We start from the raw sequence: 18,531 nt of genomic DNA, 5'->3' as shown, positions 1-18,531 counted from the left end.
GGCCGGGCGCGGGCCCGGGGGGGACGGGCCCGGGCCCTGGCTGGACGGGCGCGGGCCCCGGCGGGGCGGGCGCGGGCCCCGGAGGAACGGGCGCGGGCCCCTGGTGGTGCGGACCCGGACCCGGGTGTTGTGCGGCCGGCGACCAGCCGCCGGCCGGTCCCTGCCCCGGCTGGTGGGGCGGCGGCAGCGGAGACCCCACTGCGTGCTGCATCCGGTGCCACTCCGTCTCGTACAGGCAATTGGCGCTCGCTACCGAACGGTACCGCCCCCCGCCGTCCTTTGGTGAACGGCGGGGGACTGCCCGAAGTGCCCGGCGGGGCAAGGAGAGTCGGGCGGAAGGGGCCCCGCGGGACGTACCGGACCCCTCGCCGGATCTACTGCCCGACCTCGCCGTACGCCGCCAGCAGCATCGCGGGGTCGGGGCCCTCCAGGACCGTCGGCTTGGCCAGGCCGTCCAGCACGATGAAGCGCAGCATGTCGCCGCGGGACTTCTTGTCGACCTTCATGGTCTGGAGCAGCTTGGGCCACTGGTCGTAGCGGTAGTGCAGCGGCAGCCCGACCGCCTCCAGGATCGTGCGGTGCCGGTCGGCCGTGGCGTCGTCCAGCCGGCCCGCGAGCCGGCCCAGTTCGGCGGCGAAGTGCATGCCCACGGAGACCGCGGCGCCGTGCCGCCACTGGTAGCGCTCGTTCTTCTCGATGGCGTGGCCGAGGGTGTGGCCGTAGTTGAGGATCTCGCGCAGGCCCGACTCCCTCAGGTCGGAGGAGACGACCTCGGCCTTGACGCGGATCGAGCGCTCGACGAGCTCGGCCGTGTGCGGGCCGGCGGGCGTGCGCGCGGCCTCCGGGTCGGACTCGATGAGCTCCAGGATCGCCGGGTCGGCGATGAAGCCCGCCTTGATGACCTCGGCCAGCCCGGAGACGTAGTCGTTGACCGGGAGCGAGTCCAGCGCGGCGAGATCGCACAGGACGCCGACGGGCGGGTGGAAGGCGCCCACCAGGTTCTTGCCCTCGGCCGTGTTGATGCCGGTCTTGCCGCCGACGGCCGCGTCGACCATGGCGAGCACCGTGGTGGGGATCGCGATCCAGCGCACCCCGCGCAGCCAGGTCGCGGCCACGAAGCCGGCGAGGTCGGTGGTCGCGCCGCCGCCGACGCCCACGACGACGTCGGTGCGGGTGAAGCCGGACTGGCCCAGCGCCTTCCAGCAGTACGCGGCGACCTCGGCCGTCTTGGCCTCCTCCGCGTTGGGCACCTGGATGGCGACCGCCTCGTAGCCCTGCTCGGCCAGGTCGGCGCGCAGCGCCTCACCGGTCTCGGCCAGCGCCTCGGGGTGGACGACGGCGACCCGCTTGGCCCGGTCGCCGATCAGACCGCCCAGTTCCCCGAGCAGTTGACGGCCCACCAGGACCTCGTACGGCTCACTGCCCGCGGTGCCGCCGACCTGGATCCGCGTCACTGACTCGCTCATGCTTCCTTCAACTCCAGCGCGTTCAGCACCCCTTGGGTGACCTCTTCGGGCGTACGGTCGTCGGTGGCCACGACCGAGCGTGCCACCTCCTCGTACAGGTGCCGCCGGGCCTCCATCAGCTCCCGCCACTGCTTGCGCGGGTTGATGGCCAGCAACGGCCGGGCCGCGTTCAGGCCGGTCCGCCGGGCCGCCTCCTCGACGTCCATCGACAGGTACACGACATGGTGCCCGGCGAGCAGCTCCCGGGAGCCGGCGTCGAGCACGGCGCCTCCGCCCAGTGCCAGCACACCGGTGTGCTCGGCCAGCGCCGTGCGCACCGCCCGCTTCTCCAGCGCGCGGAAGGTGGCCTCGCCGTCCTCGACGAAGATGTCGGCGATGGTGCGGCCCTGCTCGGCGACGATGTCCTCGTCGGTGTCCCGGAAGCCGACGCCGAGCCGCTCGGCGAGCAGATGGCCCACGGTGGACTTGCCGACACCCATGGGACCGACGAGCACGGCCAGCGGCCCGCTCATCGGATCACCAGGTTGTCGAGGTAGGAGCGCACGTTGCGGGCGGTCTCGGTCACGCTGTCGCCGCCGAACTTCTCCGCGACCGCGTCCGCGAGGACCAGCGCGACCATCGCCTCGGCGACGATGCCGGCTGCCGGGACCGCGCACACGTCCGAGCGCTGGTGGTGTGCCTGGGCCGGCTCGCCCGTGACCACGTCGACCGTCTGGAGCGCCCGCGGCACGGTCGCGATCGGCTTCATCGCCGCGCGCACCCGCAGCAGCTCACCGGTGGTGAGTCCGCCCTCGGTACCGCCGGAGCGGCCGGTGGCGCGCCGGATGCCGTCGTCCGTGGTGACGATCTCGTCGTGCGCCTTCGAGCCGGGTACCCGGGCCAGCTCGAAGCCGTCACCGACCTCGACGCCCTTGATCGCCTGAATGCCCATCAGCGCGGCGGCCAGCCGGGCGTCCAGTCGGCGGTCCCAGTGCACGTGCGAGCCGAGGCCCACCGGCACGCCGTACGCGAGCACCTCGACGACGCCGCCGAGCGTGTCGCCGTCCTTGTGGGCCTGGTCGATCTCCGCGACCATCGCCTTCGACGCGTCGGCGTCCAGGCAGCGCACCGGGTCGGCATCCAGCTTCTCGACGTCGGCCGGGGTCGGGTGGACGCCGTAGGGGGCCTTGGCCGCCGCGAGCTCCACGACATGGCTGACGATCTCGATGCCCGCGGTCTCCTTCAGGTACGACCGCGCGACCGCGCCCAGCGCCACGCGGGCAGCGGTCTCCCGGGCCGACGCCCGCTCCAGGATCGGACGGGCCTCGTCGAAGCCGTACTTCTGCATGCCGGCGAGATCGGCGTGGCCGGGCCGGGGGCGGGTCAGCGGCGCGTTGCGGGCCAACGCGGCCAGCTCCTCCGGGTCCACGGGGTCGGCCGCCATGACCTTCTCCCACTTCGGCCACTCGGTGTTGCCGACCATGACGGCGACCGGCGAGCCGAGGGTCAGCCCGTGCCGCACACCACCGAGGAAGGTGACCTGGTCCTGCTCGAACTTCATGCGCGCACCGCGTCCGTAGCCGAGCCGACGCCTCGCCAGGTGGTCCGCCACCATCTCCGTGGTGATCGGCACGCCGGCGGGAAGGCCCTCCAGCGTCGCGACGAGTGCGGGACCGTGGGACTCCCCCGCGGTCAGCCAGCGCAACCTGCTCAACGGTGCTCCTCTGTGCTCGCGCCCGGTAGTGACCGGCATACGCGTCTGCTCGCGTAGCGCGGTGGCGCGACCCGGGTGCGCGGCCCAGGCCCGCCACGTTCGATCCTCCCACGTCCGGACCGCTGGTCAGGCCGCCGGTCCAGCAGTCGGACGGACCGTGTCAGGAAGAGACCGGCGGCCGCGCCGGGTTCCGCGCGCTCGACCGGGGACGAGACCTAGCGACCGGCCAGGGCGTGCTCGCCCGCCTTGCGCATCGCGTCCAGCGGCGCGGGCGCGCGGCCCGTCACCTGCTCCACCTGGAGCACCGCCTGGTGGACCAGCAGGTCGAGCCCGCTGACGACGGCCCCGCCGTACGCCGACCAGCGCGCCGCCAGCGTCGTCGGCCACGGGTCGTACAGCACGTCGAAGAGCGTCACGGGCCGCTCGGGCACGGCGGAGGCGAGCGCGTCGGTCGTACCGGCCGGCGTGGTCGCGACGACCAGCGGGTGGTGCAGCGCCTCGGCCGCGTCCGCCCAGTCCGCGACGCGGACGTCGACCTCCAGCCGCTCGCCCCACCGGCGCATCTCGGCGGCGCGGTCCGCGCTGCGGACGTACGCGACGACCTCGCCGGTGCAGATCCGGGCCAGCGCGGCGAGCGCCGACGAGGCGGTCGCGCCGGCGCCGAGGATCGCGGCCGTGTCGGTCTGCTCGATGCCGTGCTCGCGCAGGGCGGCGACCATGCCGGGGATGTCGGTGTTGTCGCCGACGCGGCGGCCGTCGTCCGTGAGGACGACCGTGTTGACCGCCTCGACCGAGGCGGCGGTGTCGCTGATCTCGTCGAGCAGCGGGATCACGGCCCGCTTCAGCGGCATGGTCAGCGACAGCCCGGCCCACTCGGGGCCGAGCTGCGCGAAGAATCCCGGCAGCCCGTCCTCGTCGACCTCGAACCGGTCGTAGGTCCAGCCCGCCAGTCCCAGTTCCCGGTATGCCGCCCGGTGCAGCACCGGGGACAGGGAGTGGGCGATGGGCGAGCCGAGGACGGCGGCCCGGCGGGCCTCAGTTGCCCGAGCTTTCATTGAACTTTTCCTTGAGCTCCAGGAAGTCGTCGTGCGTCCGGGCGAACTCGGTGTTGTGGCGGCCGTCGGTCGCCACGAAGTACATCCAGCCCTCGTCGGTCGGGTTCAGCGTCGCCTTCAGCGCCTCTCCGCCGGGGTTGCCGATCGGTCCGGGCGGCAGACCCTTCTGGGTGTACGTGTTGAACGGATCCTGGTTGCTCTGGATCTCGGATTCGCTGATGTTGATGTTGCTCTCGCCCTTCAGGTAGTTGAAGGTCGAGTCGAACTGGAGGAGCTGGTTGGTCTCCGTGTTGTCCGGCTTGAGGCGGTTGTACACCACCTCGGCCATCTTGCGGAAGTCGTCCTCCGTCTTGCCCTCCGCCTGGACGAGGCTGGCGACCGTGATGACCTGCAGCGGGTCCTCCAGGTCCAACGCCTTCGCCTTGGCGGGGAGGTCGAGCTGGGCGTACTGCCGCTTGGCCTGGCCGACCATTTCCTTGAGGACCGCCTCGGGCTTCATGCCCTTGGCCGCGGGATAGGTACCCGGGTAGAGGAAGCCCTCCAGCGGGTCCTTGATGTCGGGGTCGTTGTTCGCCCAGCTGGGCAGGCCGAGCTTCTTGTACTGCTTCTCGGCGACGTCCTGGGTGGTGCCGGACTCCAGGCCGAGCTTCTCGTCGATGGCGTTGTAGACGCCCCCGTTGCGCTGGCCCGGGGTGACCATCACGTTGTTCTGGCTCTTCGGGTCGAGCATCATCTCGACGGCGCTCGCCGCCGACATCTGCTTCTTCAGCAGATAGGCGCCCGCCTGGATCGAACCGCTGTCGGGGTTCTGCGACTGCGCGGCCACGAAGGCGTCGACGCTCTTGACGACGCCGGCCTCCTTCAGCCGGCGGCCGATCTCCGCACCGCTCGCGCCCTTGGGGATCTCGACGGTCACCTGCTCGCTCGTGCCCTCGCCCGCGAAGTCCGGGGCCGTGCCGAAACGATCCTGGTAGAACTGGTAGCCGAAGTAGGCGACACCGGCCAGACCGCCGCCGAACACCAGGGCGACCACGAGGCAGGCACATCCGTTGCGGCTCTTCTTGCCCTTGCTCTTGCCGCCCCGGCCCCGCCGCTCGCCGCGCCCGCGCCGGTCCGCGGGCTCGTCGTCGTCATCGTCCACCCCCGAGAAGAAGGCGTGCTCGCCCTGGTCGGGACCCGGGTCCCAGTCGGTCCGGGGCTCCGGTTCGGCGCGCCGGCGACTCGGCGGCTCGGGCGGTGGGTAGGCGTCGGGCGTGCCGTAGAAGTCGGGCTGCTCGCCGCCGTAGGCGACGCCCTGCTGGGTGTAGGGGTCGGTCGGATCGGGGGTGTAGGGCAGGTGCTGCTGCGTACCGGTGGGCCAGCTGCCGGTGTCGTACTGCTGCTGGGCGCCGTACGACTGCTGCGCCTGCGCGGCGTACTGCTGCTGCTGGTCGTACTGCTGCTGGTAGTGCTGCTGCGCCTGGCCGTAGCCGGGGTGCTCGCCGGTGCCCCAGTCGCCGTACTGCGGCTGCTGCGGCTGCTCTGGATAGTGCTGCGGCTGGCCGCCGTAGGGGGACTGCTGACCCGCGGGGGCCTGCTGTCCTCCCCATCCGCCGTCCCCGTACAACGGGTCCTCCGGATGCCACGGTTCGGAGCCTTGGCCCCGGCCATACTCAGTCATCGATCCCCTAGAGCCGCGAGGCGGCGGGCGCGTGGCTTCCGGCTCGGCTCCCGTCCCACCTCTTGCTGTGCGGCGGCCGTTCGAATGCTGCCGCATCGCGCGGAACGTTACCGTATCGCGATCAGATGACCACTTCGACGCCCTCGCCCGGGGCTTTACCTGACACCCGTTCGGATTCCAGTGCCTGCTGCAGAATGATGACGGCGGCGGCCTGGTCGATGACCGAGCGGCCCTTCTTGGATTTCATGCCGGCGGCCCGAAGGCCCTGACCCGCCGTCACGGTCGTCATCCGCTCGTCCACGAGCCGGACCGGGACCGGGGCGATGCCCCTGGCCAGCTCCTGGGCGAAGCCACGGACCTTCACCGCGGCGGGACCCTCGCCCCCCTTGAGGGAGCGAGGGAGTCCGACGACGACCTCGATCGGCTCGTACTCCTCGACGATCTGCCTCAGCCGGCGGTGCGCCGCGGGGACGTCCCGGCCGGGGACCGTCTCGACGGGCGTGGCGAGGATCCCGTCGGGATCGCACGAGGCGACCCCGATCCGGGCGTCCCCGACGTCGATCGCGAGCCGACGTCCTCTACGCATCTCCACCAAGTCCTTACTTGGCCGTCTCCGCCACGAGCCGCTCGACGGCGTCGACGGCGTCGCCGACGGCGGCCGGGTTCTGGCCACCGCCCTGGGCGACGTCCGGCTTGCCGCCACCGCCGCCGCCGAGGGTCTTGGCGGCCGCGCGGACCAGGTCACCGGCCTTGAGGCCGCGTTCACGGGCGGCCTCGTTGGTGGCGATGACCGTCAGCGGCTTGCCGCCCACCGTCGTGAACAGGGCCACCACGGCCGCCCGGCCGCCCTGGATGCGGCCGCGCACGTCGAGTACCAGCTTGCGCAGGTCGTCGGCGGTGGTGCCGTCGGGGACCTGGCCGGTGACGAGCGCGACACCTCGCACGTCCTTGGCGGACTCGGCGAGACCGGCGGCGGCCTGGAGCACCTTCTCGGCGCGGAACTTCTCGATCTCCTTCTCGGCGTCCTTCAGCTTGCCGAGCATGGCGGAGACCTTCTCCGGAAGCTCCTCCGGGCGGCCCTTGACCAGCTCCTGGAGCTGGGCGACGACCGTGTGCTCACGGGCGAGGAAGTTGTAGGCGTCCATGCCGACCAGCGCCTCGATACGGCGCACACCCGAGCCGATGGAGGACTCGCCGAGCAGCTTCACCAGGCCGAGCTGGGCCGTGTTGTGCACGTGCGTGCCGCCGCACAGCTCCTTGGAGAAGTCGCCGATGGTCACGACGCGGACGCGCTCGCCGTACTTCTCACCGAACTCGGCGATGGCGCCCTGCTTCTTCGCCTCGTCGATTCCCATGACCTCGGCGTGCACGTCGAGGTCGCGGGCGAGCACCTCGTTGATCTTCTGCTCGACGTCGGTCATCACGGCCGTCGGAACGGCGGCCGGCGAGCCGAAGTCGAAGCGGAAGCGGCCGGGCTGGTTCTCGGAACCGGCCTGCGCGGCCGTCGGGCCGAGCGCGTCGCGCAGGGCCTGGTGGGTGAGGTGGGTGGCCGAGTGGGCGCGGGCGATGGCCGTACGGCGACGGCCGTCGATGGCGGCGTGGGCCTTGGCGCCGACGGTCACCTCGCCGACCTGGACGACGCCCTTGTGGACGTACACACCCGGGACCGGCTTCTGGCAGTCGCGCACCTCGATCACGGCACCGGAGTCCACCTTGATGCGGCCGGTGTCGCCGATCTGGCCGCCGCCCTCGGCGTAGAACGGGGTGCGGTCCAGGACGATCTCGACCTCGTCGCCCTCGGTGGCGGCCGGGGAGGAGACGCCGTCGACGAGGATGCCGACGATCGTGGTCTCACCCTCGGTGTCGGTGTAGCCGATGAAGTCGGTCGCGCCGGCGCTGTCGGCGATCTCACGGTAGGCGCCGACGTCGGCGTGGCCGGTCTTCTTGGCCTGGGCGTCGGCCTTGGCGCGCTCTCGTTGCTCCTTCATCAGGCGCCGGAAGCCGTCCTCGTCCACGGACAGGCCCTGCTCGGCGGCCATCTCCAGGGTGAGGTCGATCGGGAAGCCCCAGGTGTCGTGGAGCAGGAAGGCCTTGTCGCCGGACAGGACGGTGCCGCCGGCGGCCTTGGTGTCGGTCACGGCCGTGTCGAGGATGTTGGTGCCGGCCTTCAGCGTCTTGAGGAAGGCGTTCTCCTCGGCGACGGCGACCTTCACGATGCGCTCGCGGTCGGTGATGAGCTCGGGGTACTGCTGGCCCATCATCGCGATGACCGTGTCGACCAGGGCCTTGACGACCGGGCCGGTGGCGCCGAGCAGGCGCATGTTGCGGATGGCGCGGCGCATGATGCGGCGCAGCACGTAGCCGCGGCCCTCGTTGCCGGGGGTGACGCCGTCGCCGATGAGCATCACGGACGTGCGCATGTGGTCGGTGACGACGCGCAGCGAGACGTCCGAGTCGTGGGCGTCGCCGTAGGCCACGCCGGTCAGCTCGGTGGCCTTCCTGATGACGGCCATCGAGGTGTCGATCTCGTACATGTTCTGCACGCCCTGCAGAATCATGGCGAGCCGTTCCAGGCCGAGGCCCGTGTCGATGTTCTTGCTGGGCAGTTCGCCGAGGATCTCGAAGTTGTCCTTGCCGATGCCCTCGCCACGCTCGTACTGCATGAAGACGAGGTTCCAGATCTCCACGTACCGCTCGTCGTTGACGGCGGGGCCGCCCTCGGCGCCGAACTCGGGGCCGCGGTCGTAGTTGATCTCGGAACACGGGCCGCAGGGGCCGGGGACGCCCATGGACCAGTAGTTGTCCTTCATGCCCAGGCGCTGGATGCGCTCCTTCGGCACGCCGACGACCTCGTGCCAGATGCGCTCGGCCTCGTCGTCGTCCTTGTAGACGGTGATCCAGAGCTTCTCCGGCTCCAGGCCGTAACCACCCTTGTCCTGGGGGCTGGTGAGCAGCTCCCAGGCGTGCTTGATGGCGCCTTCCTTGAAGTAGTCGCCGAAGGAGAAGTTGCCGCACATCTGGAAGAACGTGCCGTGCCGGGTGGTCTTGCCGACCTCCTCGATGTCCGGCGTGCGCACGCACTTCTGCACGCTGGTGGCGCGCGGGAACGGCGGCTTGACCTCGCCCAGGAAGTAGGGCTTGAAGGGCACCATGCCGGCGGGGACGAGGAGCAGAGTCGGGTCGTCCGCGATGAGCGACGCCGAAGGGACGACGGTGTGCCCGCGCTCCTCGAAGAAGCTCAGCCAGCGGCGGCGGATCTCAGCCGACTCCATCAGTGGTCCTCATTCCGGTTGTACGTGTACGTCGTGTGGTCGATGACGTACGTCTTCGGCTTGTTGCGGTTCTCGATGGCGGCGTACCGCCGCGCGGGGGGAAGCTCCGGGTCGGCGTCCAGGCCGAGCGCGTCCTGGAGTTCGGCCTCCCGCTGGGCCATGTTGGCGCGGACGTCGAGCGCGAAGCCCACCGCTCGGTCCTTGAGCCGGTGGCCCGCCTCGATCGCCTTGTTCGCGGCCGTGGCGGCGAGGCTCTCGGGAGTGAGCTGCTTCAGCTTGCGGTTGACCTTGGTGGTGGCCCACACGCCGGTGGCGACACCCGTGGTGAACCAGAACGTACGGCGGAACATCGCTGGTCTCAGTCCTTCTTCCGCTTGGCCCGCCGCGCGGCCGGGACGGTCCGGCCCACGATCACGGTACGCCTCGACGACTTCGCGGGCACGTCCTCCTTGCGGCCGCCGAGGGCCCGGCGCACGCCGTACCCGAAGGCGGCGACCTTGACCAGCGGGCCGCCGAAGGTGGAGGCGACGGTCGTGGACAGCGCGGACGCGTTCGACGTGACCTCCTGGACGTCCGAGGCGATGGCGTCGACCCGGTCGATCTGGGTCTGCGCGGAGCGCACCGCCGAGGAGGCGTCCGCCAGCAGCGGTACGGCCTGGTCGGTCACGTCCGCCACCAGCTTGGTGGTCGCCCTGAGCGTCTGGGCCAGCCTCGCCAGAGCCACGGCGAGGAAGGAGACCAGGATCGCCCAGAAGACGGCCACCAGGATGCCGGCCACCTCTCCACCGGACACTGCGCACCCGCTCCCTAAACGTGCCTGAACATCGAAAAAGTCGTGCACCGAGCCTATCGCGCCGGGGCTCGCGCTCCGTACCGGATTCCGGCGCGGCAGGGGCCGAGTTGCGGGAAGCGATTGTACGGACTGAACACGGTTCAGTACGCTCCGTGTCCCATGCGACCACCTCAGCGCGACGGCGGGCACACTCTGGGCAATCTTCCTCTGGAGCTGGACGCGTTCGTGGGCCGGTCGACCGAACTGGCCGGGCTGGCCCGGACACTGGACGCCTCCCGGCTGGTGACCGTGACCGGGACCGGCGGGGTCGGCAAGTCGCGGCTCGCGGCGCGGGCGGCCGCCGGGTGCGCGGCGCCGGGCGGGGTGTGGCGCGTGGATCTGGAGCCGGTGCGCGATCCGGAGTTCGTGGACTACGCGGTCGTGGAGGCGCTGGGGCTGACCGACCACACCACACGGCCGCCGCGCGAGACCCTCCTCGCCCACCTCGCCGAGCGCCAACTCCTGCTGATCATGGACGGGTTCGAGCATCTGGTGGACGCGTGCGCCTCGCTGGTGACGGAGCTGCTGCGGCGGGCGCCGGGGCTGCGGGTGCTCGCGGTGGGGCGCAGACCGCTGGGGGTGACGGGCGAGCGGCTGTTCCCGCTGGCACCGCTGGCCGAGGCGGAGGCGGTCGAGCTGTTCGCGGACCGTACCGCACAGCACGGGGCGGCGTGCGACGACGACCGGGCGGTACGGGAGGTGTGCCGGCGTCTGGACGGGATCCCGCTGGCGATCGAGCTGGCGGCGGGACGGCTGCGGGCGCTCTCCCCCGGGAAGTTGCTCGGCCGGCTCGACGACCGGTTCCGGCTGCTGACCGGCGGCGGACGGGAGGCGCCGCACCGGCATCAGACGCTGCGCACGGCGATCGGCTGGAGCCACGAGCTGTGCACGCCCGGGGAACGGCTGCTGTGGGCGCGGCTGTCGGTGTTCGCCGGCGCGTTCGACCTGGAGGCCGCCGAGTACGTGTGCAGTGGCGGCGGGCTGGACGCCGAGGACGTCCTCGACGTGCTGACCGAGCTGGTCGCGCAGTCCGTGGTGACCCGCGAGGAGACTCAGGCAGGGCCGCGTTACCGGATGCTGGACACGGTCCGGGCGTACGGCGCCGAGTGGCTGACGGCGGCCGGTGACGCGGCCCGGCTGCGGCGGCGGCACCGCGACTGGTACGTCGGCCTGGCGACCTGGTGCGAGCTGGACTGGTTCTCACCGCGCCAGGGCGAGGTGGCGGCGTGCGTCGACGTGGAGCTGCCGAATCTGCGCTCCGCCCTGGACTACTGCCTGACCGAGCCCGAGGAGGCCCATCTGGGCCAGTACCTCGCGGGCTCGCTGTGGTTCTACTGGGCGGGCTGCGGCCGGCTGTCGGAGGGCCGGCACTGGCTGGAGCGGGGTCTGCAGCTGGACTCCGGCAACGAGCACTCCCGGCTGAAGGCCCTGTGGGTGCTCGGATACGTCGCCGTCCTCCAGGGCGATCCGGTGCCGGCCCTGGCCGCGCTCCAGGAGTGCCGGGAGGAGGCGGAGCGGTCCGGGAACGCCACGGCACTGGCGTACGCGGAGCACCGCACCGGCTGTCTGGCACTGGTCACGGACGACATGCCCCGCGCAGAAACGCTGCTGCGCTCGGCGTTGGACCGCTACCAGGAGATCGGCGAGCTGAACAGCAACGTCCTGATGGGCCAGGTGGAACTGGCGATGGCACGGGCGTTCCAGGGCGATCTGGCCGACGCGGTGAAGCTGTGCGACGACGTGCGCCAGGTGTGCGAGGACCACGGTGAGCGCTGGGCCCGCGGGTACGCGCTGTTCGTCCTGGCGTACGCCGCCTGGACCGAGGGCGACCCGGCCGGCGCCCGCGCCCTGCTCACCGACTGCCTGTCCGGCGCCCACGCCTTCCACGACCTGCTCGGCTCGGTGCTGGCGATCGAGCTGCTGGCGCTGGTGACCACGGCGGACGGCGATCCGGCCGAGGCCGCGGTGCTCCAGGGGGCGGCGCAGGGAATGTGGCCGTCGGTGGGCCTGCCGCTGTTCGGCTCGGCGTACTACAACACCCCGCACGCGCTGTGCGAGGCGACGGCCCGGCAACTGCTCGGCGACGAGCGCTACGAGGCGTGCGTACGGCGGGGGGCGCGGCTCGGCCGGGAGGAGGCGGTGGGTCTGGCGCTCGGCCGGCCGGGGCAGGTGGCGGCGCTGCCGGAGCCGCGCGGGCCGGTACGGCAGGCGCGGGGCGTCGCGCACATGCCTGAGCCCGCCGCCTCGCCCACCCGGAAGGGCGGGGAGACGGCGGGCTGATGCGCGGGCGGTGCTACGTCCGGGTCAGCGGGCGTAGTACTCGACGACGAGCTGCTCGTCGCAGATCACCGGGATCTCCTTGCGGTTCGGCTCACGGTCCAGGCGGAAGGCCAGGGCGCGGAGGTTCACCTGGAGGTAGCGCGGGGTCTCGCCGTCGGGGGCGAAGCCGCCCTCACGGGCGATGGAGAAGAGGGTCTTCTCGCGGCTGCGCTCGCGGACCATCACGACGTCGTCGGGACGGACGCGGAACGAGGGCTTGTCGACCTTCTGGCCGTTGACCTCGATGTGGCCGTGGACGACCATCTGACGGGCCTGGTAGATCGTGCGGGCGATGCCCGAACGCAGGACCAGGGCGTCGAGACGACGCTCCAGCTCGATGATCAGGGCCTCACCGGTCTTGCCCTGAACCTTGGAGGCACGCTCGTAGGCGCGGACGAGCTGACGCTCGGACACGTCGTACTGCGCGCGCAGACGCTGCTTCTCCAGCAGACGGACCTTGTAGTCCGAGTTCTGCTTGCGGCCGCGGCCGTGCTCACCCGGCGGGTAGGGGCGGGCCTCGAAGTACTTGACGGCCTTCGGGGTCAGCGCGATGCCGAGGGCACGCGACTTCTTGACCTTGGGGCGGGACTGGTTCGCCACTGTCTGTGTCTCTTTCCTAGTTTCCGGCTTGTCAGATCTGAGGGAGGTCGCATCCGCAGCCGGGGAAACCCACCAGGTCCGCGAGGACCTGCCGGGCAGCCGCTCCCCTGGTCTGGGCACATACGTGCAGCACACGAACGGCCCACCGACCGGTCCCGTCGTGCTTGGGTGGTGGTGGGCTGCCCGCGACACCATTCGACGGTGCGCGACGCTCCTGGAGTCAGCCCGCGAGGGACTGGTCTCCGACTGGCTGTCCCGCTCTGACTGCACGGGACTCAGCACTGCGAGGGATTCTACAGGGTGCTCAGGACCGCTTACGACCGAGGTGCTTCCTGGTCCACTCGACGGCGTCCGCGTACCGCGCCTCGGCGCCGTGCCGGGTCGGCGTGTAGTACTCCCGGTCCTTGAGGGCGTCCGGCGCGTACTGCTGCTCGGCGATGCCCTCGGGCACGTCGTGCGGGTACACGTAACCCTGCCCGTGACCGAGCTTGCCCGCGCCCTTGTAGTGGGAGTCCCGCAGATGCGCGGGCACCGTCCCCGCGTGCCCCTTGCGTACGTCGTCCAGGGCGGCGCCGATCGCGGTCGTCGCGGCGTTGGACTTCGGCGCCAGGGCGAGCGCGATGGTCGCGTGGCTGAGGGTGAGGGCGGCCTCGGGGAAGCCGATCATGGCTACCGCCTGGGCCGCCGCTACCGCGATCGGCAGGGCGCCCGGGTCGGCGAGGCCGATGTCCTCACTGGCGGAGATCATCAGGCGGCGGGCGATGAAGCGCGGGTCCTCGCCGGCCTCGATCATCCGGGCCAGATAGTGCAGCGCGGCGTCGACGTCGGAGCCGCGGATCGACTTGATGAGGGCGCTGGCCACGTCGTAGTGCTGGTCGCCGTCGCGGTCGTACTTCACGGCGGCGCGATCGACCGTCTCCTCCAGCGTCGTGAGGCCGATCTCGGCCCCGCCCTTGTCGAGGGCGGCTCCGGCGGCGGCCTCCAGGGCGGTCAGGGCGCGGCGGGCGTCACCGCCGGCGATCCGCAGGAGATGGGCCTCGGTGTCCTCGGGGAGGGTGACGGCGCCGGCCAGACCGCGTTCGTCGGCGAGGGCGCGTCGGATCAGGTCGCGCACGTCGTCGTCGGTGAGGGGTTCGAGCGTCAGCAGCAGGGAGCGGGAGAGCAGCGGCGAGATGATCGAGAAGTACGGGTTCTCGGTCGTGGCCGCGATCAGCGTGACCCAGCGGTTCTCGACGGCCGGGAGGAGGGAGTCCTGCTGGGCCTTGCTGAAGCGGTGGATCTCGTCCAGGAAGAGGACGGTCTCCTTGCCGAAGCCGCCGGTGGCGCGGCGGGCGCCGTCGATGACCGCGCGGACCTCCTTGACGCCTGCGGTGATCGCGGACAGCTCCACGAACCGCTTGTCGGTCGCCTTGGAGACGACGTACGCCAGGGTCGTCTTGCCGGTGCCGGGCGGGCCCCAGAGGATCACCGAGGACGGGCCCGCCGGTCCTCCGGCGCCCTCGCCGACCAAGCGGCGCAGGGGCGAGCCGGGCTTGAGCAGATGCCGCTGGCCCACGACCTCGTCGAGGGTGCGGGGGCGCATCCGCACCGCCAGGGGACTCGCGGTCGGGTCCTTCTCCTGGCGTTCTTCTGCCGCGGCGGTGAACAGGTCGGGCTCCACGCTGAAACCCTAAATCACGGCACCGACAACGCCGCCCGCCCCCCGTGCTCAGGCCCAGAGCTGACTGCCCCAGCGGGTCAGGATCAGCATGACGATGATGCCGACGTGCGTGACCGGCAGCACCCAGGTGAACTCGGCGAAGAACCGCTTGAGGCCGGCGGGGGCCGGCAGGAAGCCGTTGCGGATGTTGAACGACGTCACGTACCAGAACATGACGATCGTGGCGACCCAGGCCAGCGAGCACCACAGGCACAGCGCGTTGATCCGGTACAGCGACTGGAACATCAGCCAGGCGCAGAAGACGACGCCGAAGAGCGTGCCCGCGTTGAAGGTGAGCCAGTACCAGCGCGGGAAGCGGGCCCGGGCGAGCAGGCTCGCGCCGACGCAGATCACGATGCCGTAGCTGACCAGGCCCAGCATCGGGTTGGGGAACCCGAAGACGGAGGCCTGGGCGCTCTCCATGACGCTGCCGCAGGAGACGATCGGGTTGAGGCTGCAGCTCGGCGTGAACGTCTCGCCCCGGGCCTTGGCCTCCAAGATCTTGAACTTGTCGAGCGTGATGACCCACGCGGCGAGCAGCCCCGCCGCGCCCGTGATCACCAGCAGCAGGGCGAAGGCCCGGCTGCCGCCGACCGTGCGCGGCTCGGCCGCCGCGCTGCGCGGCTCCGGCTCGGTGGAGACGTCCTTGACTGTCGTCTTGCTCATCACGCCGATTCCGTCACTTCGGTGGGGGGCCTGCTTCCGGCAGGGGACATTGTGCCGCACGCGCGCGTAAGTCCACCGTTCGCTGCACATGAGGAGCCACGGCCCGCCGATCGGTTCCGGACATGCGTGAGGGCGCCGGACGCCCCCTGGGACCTCTGGCGCCCTCGTCGACGTGATCAGCCCAGCCGGGCTTCCAGTTCGGCCACGATCTCGTTGACGCCGACGGCCGTCTGCTCTCCGGACTCCATGTCCTTGAGCTGGACCACGCCCTCGGCGAGGTCGCGTTCACCGGCCACGATCGTGTAGCGCGCACCGCTGCGGTTGGCGTTCTTCATGGCGCCTTTGAGGCCCTTGGCGCCGTAGGAGAAGTCGGCGGCGACCCCGAGCTTGCGCAGCTCGGTGACCTTGGCGAACAGCACGCGCCGGGCCTCCTCCCCGAGCGGCACCGCGAACACGCTGGTGGCGGCGGGCAGCTCGAGCTCGACGCCCTCCGCCTCCAGGGCGAGCACCGTGCGGTCGACACCGAGGGCCCAGCCGACGGACGGCAGCGCGGGGCCGCCGATCATCTCGGACAGGCCGTCGTAGCGCCCGCCGCCGCCCACCGCGGACTGCGAGCCGAGGCCGTCGTGGACGAACTCGAAGGTGGTCCGCGTGTAGTAGTCCAGCCCGCGCACCAGCTTCGGGTCGTCCTCGAAGGCGACGCCCGCGGCGGTGATCAGCTCGCGGACCTCCTCGTGGTACGCCTTGCAGGCATCGCAGAGGTAGTCGCGCAGCAGGGGGGCGCCGGTGAGCTGCTTCTGCACCGACTCGCGCTTGTCGTCCAGCACCCGCAGCGGGTTGATGTCCGCCCGGCGCAGGGTGTCCTCGTCGAGGTCCAGGCCGCGCAGGAACTCCTGGAGGGCGGCACGGTAGACGGGGCGGCACTCCTTGTCGCCCAGGCTGTTGAGCAGGATGCGGAAGTTGCTCAGGCCCAGCGAGCGGTACGCCTGGTCGGCCAGGATGATCAACTCGGCGTCGAGGGCGGGGTCCTCCGCGCCGATCGCCTCGGCACCGACCTGGGAGAAGTGGCGGTAACGGCCCTTCTGGGGGCGCTCGTAGCGGTAGTACGAGCCCGAGTACCAGAGCTTGACGGGCAGGTTGCCCACCTTGTGCAGGTTGGCCTCCAGCGCGGCGCGCAGCACCGACGCCGTGCCCTCGGGGCGCAGGGCGAGCCGGTCGCCGCCCTTGGTCTCGAAGGCGTACATCTCCTTGGTGACGATGTCGGTGGACTCACCGACACCGCGCGCGAAGAGCTCGACGTTCTCGAAGCCGGGCGTCTCGATGTAGCCGTAGCCGGAGTTGCGCAGCGGGGCGGCGATCGCCTCGCGGACGGCCAGGTACTTGGCGCTGTCCGGCGGGATCAGGTCGTACGTGCCCTTGGGGGCCTTGAAGGTGCTCACGGGAAGTCTCTCGTCACATTCCTCGTCGGGGAGTCCCGGGGACTCCCTGGCCGGCGGCCACCTGCCGCAGATACGGGTTGGTGGCGCGCTCCTGGCCGATGGTGGTCTGGGGGCCGTGGCCGGACAGCACCACGGTCGAGTCGTCGAGCGGCAGGCACACACGGGCCAGCGAGTCGAGCATCTCGGCCATGTCACCGCCGGGCAGGTCGGTGCGTCCTACGGAGCCGGCGAACAGCAGATCCCCGGAGAAGAACACGGACGGGACGTCCGCGGCCTCGGGCATCCGGAAGGTCACCGACCCCTTGGTATGGCCCGGCGCGTGCGCCACGGAGAACTCCAGTCCCGCCAGTTCCAGCCTCGCCCCGTCGGCGAGCTCCCTCACGTCGTCCGGCTCCCCCACGGTGAGCTCGCCCATGAGCGGCATCCCGATGGACCGGCCGATGCCCTTCTCCGGGTCGCTCATCATGTAGCGGTCCTCGGGGTGGATCCAGGCCGGTATGTCGTGCGCTCCGCAGACCGGGACGACCGAGGCCACGTGGTCGATGTGGCCATGGCTGAGGACGACGGCGACGGGCTTGAGCCGATGCTTCTTCAGCGCTTCCTCGACTCCAGGGGCCGCTTGGTGGCCCGGGTCGATGATCACGCACTCCTCACCGGCGGCGGGGGCGACGAGATAACAGTTCGTCCCCCAGGCCCCGGCGGGGAACCCGGCAATGAGCACGATCGTCCTTCGTTGTGTCGGTTCGGGTGGCTTCGGCGACGGCCTCGCCGGACGTCAAGAGCCTACCGGCGCTGCCGATTCCTCAGCGAACCCATATACGGTACGGGGCACACGCAGGCGGTCGGCCCACAGGACGCACACGTACCGGTCGACGTTCTAGACGCATGAGGAGTAGATCCGGTGGTCAGCCAGGAACAGCGGCGGCGTCAGCTCGCCCGGGAGAAGTTCTTGCGGCAGCAGCAGCGGCGCACCGACGCCCGGCGCAGGTCGCGCACGCGCAACGCCGTGATCGCGTCGGCGCTCGGCGTGGTCCTGATCGGCAGCCTCGCGCTGTACACGACCGGCGTGCTCAAGGACGACGGCAAGACCAACGCGGGCGCGGAGGTCACGGAGAGCGCGTCGCCGTCCAAGGCCCCGGACCCGTGCGACAAGCCGGCCGCGGGCAAGGCCACGACGGAGACCTGGAAGAAGGAGCCGGCGATGACCATCGACAAGTCGGCCGACTACACCATGAGCCTCGCGACGACCTGCGGCGACATAGACGTCGCCCTGAAGGCTTCGGCGGCCCCCCATACCGTCAACTCGTTCAACTTCCTGGCGGGCAAGGGCTACTTCGACCACACCAAGTGCCACCGGCTGACGACCAACGGCATCTACGTGCTCCAGTGCGGCGACCCGACGGCCAGTGGCAGCGGTGGCCCCGGGTACCAGTTCGAGGACGAGAACCTGAAGGACAAGAGCCTGAAGGGCAACGTCTATCCGGCGGGCACGGTGGCGATGGCCAACTCCGGGCCCAACACCAACGGCAGCCAGTTCTTCCTGGTCTACCAGGACAGTCAGCTGCCACCCAGCTACACACCGTTCGGTACCGTTTCCGAGTCCGGAATGGCGGTTCTCAAGAAGATCGCCGACGCGGGCGAGAGCACCGGCGCCGGTGACGGAGCACCCAACGCGACGGTCGTGGTCAACAAGGCAACCGTCGCGAAATCCTGACCCCCAACTGCGAAATTTCGGTCGCGCGGGATGCGGACAGGCAACCCGCCGGTCGCCTATGTTGGCCGTGACGAAACTGTGGACGATGCCCGGGGGAGCTGAGGCCCCCCGCAGGC

General features: G+C 71.1%; 17 protein-coding genes. 2 read left to right on the top strand and 15 right to left on the bottom strand.

What is annotated here, in order from left to right:
• The 10 genes from AB0O67_RS12585 to AB0O67_RS12540 form a co-directional block, all read right to left on the bottom strand.
• Positions 1 to 211, bottom strand: a 211-nt coding sequence (locus AB0O67_RS12585) for a Pro-rich N-terminal domain-containing protein (RefSeq protein WP_365449057.1), incomplete at its 3' end; no start/stop codon positions are given.
• Positions 212 to 374: 163 nt separating this feature from the next.
• Positions 375 to 1,466 carry a 3-dehydroquinate synthase gene (aroB, locus tag AB0O67_RS12580; RefSeq protein ID WP_365449055.1) on the bottom strand — a complete coding sequence of 364 codons (1,092 nt, stop codon included), beginning with the start codon at positions 1,464 to 1,466 and terminating at the stop codon, positions 375 to 377.
• A complete protein-coding gene (locus AB0O67_RS12575) occupies positions 1,463 to 1,978 on the bottom strand; it encodes a shikimate kinase (RefSeq protein WP_365449053.1) in 516 nt (171 codons plus the stop codon). The genes aroB and AB0O67_RS12575 overlap by 4 nt, the downstream gene beginning before the upstream one ends.
• On the bottom strand, positions 1,975 to 3,159 hold the full coding sequence (aroC, locus tag AB0O67_RS12570; RefSeq protein WP_365449051.1) for a chorismate synthase: 1,185 nt from the start codon (positions 3,157 to 3,159) through the stop codon (positions 1,975 to 1,977). The genes AB0O67_RS12575 and aroC overlap by 4 nt, the downstream gene beginning before the upstream one ends.
• A 215-nt stretch (positions 3,160 to 3,374) precedes the next feature.
• Complete coding sequence (locus tag AB0O67_RS12565; protein ID WP_365449049.1) at positions 3,375 to 4,214, bottom strand: shikimate dehydrogenase; 840 nt, start codon at positions 4,212 to 4,214, stop codon at positions 3,375 to 3,377.
• Positions 4,195 to 5,874 (bottom strand): endolytic transglycosylase MltG, encoded by a 1,680-nt coding sequence (gene mltG, locus AB0O67_RS12560; protein ID WP_365449047.1) that lies wholly within the window; start codon positions 5,872 to 5,874, stop codon positions 4,195 to 4,197. The genes AB0O67_RS12565 and mltG overlap by 20 nt, the downstream gene beginning before the upstream one ends.
• A gap of 121 nt (positions 5,875 to 5,995) precedes the next feature.
• Positions 5,996 to 6,460: a Holliday junction resolvase RuvX gene (gene ruvX, locus AB0O67_RS12555; RefSeq protein WP_365449045.1), complete on the bottom strand. Its 465-nt coding sequence runs from the start codon at positions 6,458 to 6,460 to the stop codon at positions 5,996 to 5,998.
• A gap of 13 nt (positions 6,461 to 6,473) precedes the next feature.
• On the bottom strand, positions 6,474 to 9,146 hold the full coding sequence (gene alaS / locus AB0O67_RS12550; protein WP_365449043.1) for an alanine--tRNA ligase: 2,673 nt from the start codon (positions 9,144 to 9,146) through the stop codon (positions 6,474 to 6,476).
• Positions 9,146 to 9,496: a hypothetical protein gene (locus tag AB0O67_RS12545; protein ID WP_365449041.1), complete on the bottom strand. Its 351-nt coding sequence runs from the start codon at positions 9,494 to 9,496 to the stop codon at positions 9,146 to 9,148. Before AB0O67_RS12545 ends, alaS begins: the two co-directional genes overlap by 1 nt.
• 8 nt (positions 9,497 to 9,504) lie before the next feature.
• Positions 9,505 to 9,939 (bottom strand): DUF948 domain-containing protein, encoded by a 435-nt coding sequence (locus AB0O67_RS12540; protein WP_365449039.1) that lies wholly within the window; start codon positions 9,937 to 9,939, stop codon positions 9,505 to 9,507.
• A gap of 159 nt (positions 9,940 to 10,098) precedes the next feature.
• Here AB0O67_RS12540 and AB0O67_RS12535 point away from each other — a divergent pair, with 159 nt between their 5' ends.
• Positions 10,099 to 12,258: a regulator gene (locus AB0O67_RS12535; RefSeq protein WP_365449037.1), complete on the top strand. Its 2,160-nt coding sequence runs from the start codon at positions 10,099 to 10,101 to the stop codon at positions 12,256 to 12,258.
• Between the two features lie 24 nt (positions 12,259 to 12,282).
• On the opposite strand, the gene rpsD is transcribed toward AB0O67_RS12535, so the two are convergent.
• From rpsD to AB0O67_RS12510, 5 genes are all read right to left on the bottom strand, one after another.
• Complete coding sequence (gene rpsD, locus AB0O67_RS12530; RefSeq protein WP_123987943.1) at positions 12,283 to 12,897, bottom strand: 30S ribosomal protein S4; 615 nt, start codon at positions 12,895 to 12,897, stop codon at positions 12,283 to 12,285.
• A gap of 304 nt (positions 12,898 to 13,201) precedes the next feature.
• Positions 13,202 to 14,557 (bottom strand): replication-associated recombination protein A, encoded by a 1,356-nt coding sequence (locus AB0O67_RS12525; RefSeq protein WP_365449035.1) that lies wholly within the window; start codon positions 14,555 to 14,557, stop codon positions 13,202 to 13,204.
• Positions 14,558 to 14,605: 48 nt separating this feature from the next.
• A complete protein-coding gene (locus tag AB0O67_RS12520) occupies positions 14,606 to 15,262 on the bottom strand; it encodes a vitamin K epoxide reductase family protein (RefSeq protein WP_365449033.1) in 657 nt (218 codons plus the stop codon).
• Positions 15,263 to 15,438: 176 nt separating this feature from the next.
• Positions 15,439 to 16,701 carry a histidine--tRNA ligase gene (gene hisS / locus AB0O67_RS12515; RefSeq protein WP_365449031.1) on the bottom strand — a complete coding sequence of 421 codons (1,263 nt, stop codon included), beginning with the start codon at positions 16,699 to 16,701 and terminating at the stop codon, positions 15,439 to 15,441.
• Between the two features lie 13 nt (positions 16,702 to 16,714).
• Entirely contained in the window at positions 16,715 to 17,422 is a 708-nt protein-coding gene (locus AB0O67_RS12510; protein WP_365449029.1) for an MBL fold metallo-hydrolase, read from the bottom strand.
• 180 nt (positions 17,423 to 17,602) lie between these two features.
• Here AB0O67_RS12510 and AB0O67_RS12505 point away from each other — a divergent pair, with 180 nt between their 5' ends.
• Positions 17,603 to 18,415 (top strand): peptidylprolyl isomerase, encoded by an 813-nt coding sequence (locus tag AB0O67_RS12505; protein ID WP_365449027.1) that lies wholly within the window; start codon positions 17,603 to 17,605, stop codon positions 18,413 to 18,415.
• The last annotated feature ends 116 nt before the right edge of the window (positions 18,416 to 18,531 follow it).

The organism is Streptomyces sp. NPDC086077 (assembly GCF_040686175.1).
GTDB lineage: Bacteria > Actinomycetota > Actinomycetes > Streptomycetales > Streptomycetaceae > Streptomyces.
This window is presented reverse-complemented; position numbering and strand designations above follow the sequence as displayed.

What these genes read in the sequence shown, in the direction of transcription:
- AB0O67_RS12545 (WP_365449041.1), bottom strand. Translation starts at nt 9,496, where the DNA reads ATGTTCCGCCGTACGTTCTGGTTCACCACGGGTGTCGCCACCGGCGTG.
- ruvX (WP_365449045.1), bottom strand. Translation starts at nt 6,460, where the DNA reads ATGCGTAGAGGACGTCGGCTCGCGATCGACGTCGGGGACGCCCGGATC.
- mltG (WP_365449047.1), bottom strand. Translation starts at nt 5,874, where the DNA reads ATGACTGAGTATGGCCGGGGCCAAGGCTCCGAACCGTGGCATCCGGAG.
- alaS (WP_365449043.1), bottom strand. Translation starts at nt 9,146, where the DNA reads ATGGAGTCGGCTGAGATCCGCCGCCGCTGGCTGAGCTTCTTCGAGGAG.
- AB0O67_RS12565 (WP_365449049.1), bottom strand. Translation starts at nt 4,214, where the DNA reads ATGAAAGCTCGGGCAACTGAGGCCCGCCGGGCCGCCGTCCTCGGCTCG.
- aroB (WP_365449055.1), bottom strand. Translation starts at nt 1,466, where the DNA reads ATGAGCGAGTCAGTGACGCGGATCCAGGTCGGCGGCACCGCGGGCAGT.
- AB0O67_RS12520 (WP_365449033.1), bottom strand. Translation starts at nt 15,262, where the DNA reads ATGAGCAAGACGACAGTCAAGGACGTCTCCACCGAGCCGGAGCCGCGC.
- AB0O67_RS12575 (WP_365449053.1), bottom strand. Translation starts at nt 1,978, where the DNA reads ATGAGCGGGCCGCTGGCCGTGCTCGTCGGTCCCATGGGTGTCGGCAAG.
- AB0O67_RS12535 (WP_365449037.1), top strand. Translation starts at nt 10,099, where the DNA reads ATGCGACCACCTCAGCGCGACGGCGGGCACACTCTGGGCAATCTTCCT.